The organism is Methylorubrum podarium (assembly GCF_022179745.1).
Taxonomy (GTDB): domain Bacteria; phylum Pseudomonadota; class Alphaproteobacteria; order Rhizobiales; family Beijerinckiaceae; genus Methylobacterium; species Methylobacterium podarium.
In genome coordinates this window covers 1-2486 of sequence record NZ_BPRD01000284.1, presented here as the reverse complement: position 1 = coordinate 2486, position 2486 = coordinate 1, and the positions used below count along the sequence as shown (strand labels likewise).

The following is a 2486-nucleotide window of genomic DNA, read 5'->3' as shown; positions in this document are numbered from 1 at the left end:
CGTCGCGAACGAACTCGGCTGCACCAGTGGCTGGCAGGAGATCATCGCCCGCACCGACCTGCGCGACGAGGTCGGCAAGACGAGCTACCTCAAGACCGAGTGCCGCCGGGTGAAGGAGCGCGAATAGCGTCGGGAAATGCCGGTCCGGCGTCGCCTCCGCGCCGGAATCTGCTATTCAGGCGCGGCCGAGCCTTGAATTCCGCGCGAGCGGGCGGGGCCGACACAGATTTCCGCCGATCGTCGAGAGACTGATGCGCCTGAAGCCCGGACTTGCCGCCCTGCGTCTGCCCGCCTTGGGCATGCTGGCCGCCCTGTCCGTGGCCGGACCGGCCCTCGCCGCCGCACCGCCGGCCCAGCCGACGGAGGGTCCGGGCGGCGTCGGCGACAAGGCCGCGACCATCACCAAGCGCGCGGTCGGCAAGGCCAGCGCGGCGACCTACGTCTTCCACAAGGCGGGTCCCGCCCCCGAGGGCGGACGGCCGGTGGCGGTGTTCCTGCACGCCTGGGGCGCGCCGAACCCGCAGGCCTACGGCGCCTGGATCGACCATCTCGCCCGCCACGGCTGGCTGGTGCTGTTCCCGCGCTTCCAGGAGGTGAACCGCACCCGGCCCGCCGACGCGCCGGCCGTCGCCGCGCGCCTGCTCAAATCCGCGCTCGCCGACCTCGCGAACGACGCCGACGCCAAGCCCGATACCGGACGCCTCGCCCTGATCGGCCACCTGGCCGGCGCACCGCTCGCCGCCCACCTCGCGGCGGAAGCCGCGCAGGAAGGCCTGCCGGCGCCGAAACTCGTCTACGTCGTGATGCCCGGCGGCATCGCCCGGGACGCCAAGTCCCGCGGCATCCCCCTCGGCGCCCTCGACGGCCTATCGCCCAAGACCCTGCTCGTGACGGTGATCGGCGACCGCGACGCCCGCGCCGCGGACGCCGCTGCCCGCCGCATCCTGCGCGACGCCCATTCCGTTCCGCCGGAGCGCAAGCTGTTCGTGCGGGCGCTGTCGGACGACCACGGCTTCCCGGCGCTCACCGCGACGCTCGCCTCACCGGCGGGGCTCGACGCGGCCTATGACGGCGGCGCGATCAAGCTGCCGCCCGACCCGCCCGGGGAGAAGGCGCCGCCCTTCCGCTGGTCGGCGGACATGGCGCTCTCCGGCGAGCAGACGACGCTCGTCTCGCAGATCAACAACGCCCGCGCCGACAGCCTCGATTTCCTCGCCTTCTGGCGCACCTTCGACATGGCCGCGGCGGCCGCCTTCGCCGGCAAGGACGCCCAGAGCCTGAAGAACGATTCCGCCTTCAGCGACATGCGCCGCTGGGGCGACGGCTGGCCGGTGAAGCGCCTCGGCGTCGAGACGCCGAAGCTGCCGGCGCCCCCCGCCGCGCAGCGCTGACCGCGCATCACCGTCGCAACCGCAGAGGATGTCTTGACGCCGATGAAGCTGTTCCACTCGCACAGCTCGCCCTTCGTGCGGAAGGTGATGGTGGTCGCCCACGAACTCGGCCTCGCCGAGCGGCTGGAGCTGCTGCCGAGCGCCGTCCACCCGGTCAAGCGCGACCGCTCGGTGCTGGCGCAGCACCCGCTCGCCCAGGTGCCGACCCTGATCCTCGAGACCGGCGAGAGCCTCGCCGACAGCCGGGTGATCTGCGAGTATCTCGACGCCGAGGCCGGTGGGCGCCTGTTTCCGGCGCAGGGCGCCGCGCGCTGGCGGGCGCTCAACGCGCAATCGACCGCCGACGGCGTGCTCGATGCCGCCCTGCTGATCCGCTACGAGCTGACGGCGCGGCCGGAATCCGAGCGCTCGGCGGCCTGGATCGAGGGGCAGACCGCGAAGATCGAGAGCGCGCTCGCGTGGTTCGAGGAGCAGGCGGAACGGGTTGGCGATCGCGTCGATATCGGCACCATCGCGCTCGCCTGCGCCCTGGGCTACCTCGACCTCCGCTTCTCCGACATCGCGTGGCGCGACGACGCCCCGAGGCTCGCCGCGTGGTTCGCCCGGTTCGAGGAGCGTCCGGCCATGACGGCGACGCGTCCGCCGGTGGGTTAGACTTTCGCGTGTCTTCCGGCTGGCTCGGCCCTTGCTAAGCTTGGGCCGTCCCACTCGGGAGACTCGCCATGCCCGATTTCGTCGCCGCCGCCCTCGCATCCGCCGTCTTCTGTCTCGGCGTCATCGCCCTCAATGCCCTGACCCGCCTCGCGCTCCAGGCTCATCTGGCGCCGGACGGGCTTGCCGAGAACGGGTTTCTGCAGTTCGGCGGCGCACTCGCTCTCGCCGGGACGACCTATCGGCGGGCGACGCGGATGCCGGCGCGATTCATTGGCGAATGATACCGTTTCCGGTTGATCATTCCGGTTTCACCATCCGCCGTCATTGCGAGGCGAAGCCGTGGCAATCCAGGGCGCGACATTTCCGGAGAGGTCGCGCCCTGGATCGCTTCGCTGCCACTCGCGATGACGGGATGGGGTACGGCCCGAGGTGATCAGCCGG

The 2486-nt window shown here is 71.9% G+C and carries 3 protein-coding genes; all 3 read left to right on the top strand.

Going from position 1 to position 2486, the window contains the following annotated elements:
* Window positions 1-251 precede the first annotated feature (251 nt).
* Window positions 252-1391: an alpha/beta hydrolase family protein gene (locus MFF42_RS14510; RefSeq protein ID WP_238256361.1), complete on the top strand. Its 1140-nt coding sequence runs from the start codon at window positions 252-254 to the stop codon at window positions 1389-1391.
* A gap of 42 nt (window positions 1392-1433) precedes the next feature.
* On the top strand, window positions 1434-2045 hold the full coding sequence (locus tag MFF42_RS14505; protein WP_238256360.1) for a glutathione S-transferase: 612 nt from the start codon (window positions 1434-1436) through the stop codon (window positions 2043-2045).
* 68 nt (window positions 2046-2113) lie between these two features.
* Entirely contained in the window at window positions 2114-2326 is a 213-nt protein-coding gene (locus tag MFF42_RS14500; RefSeq protein WP_238256359.1) for a hypothetical protein, read from the top strand.
* Window positions 2327-2486: the final 160 nt, after the last annotated feature.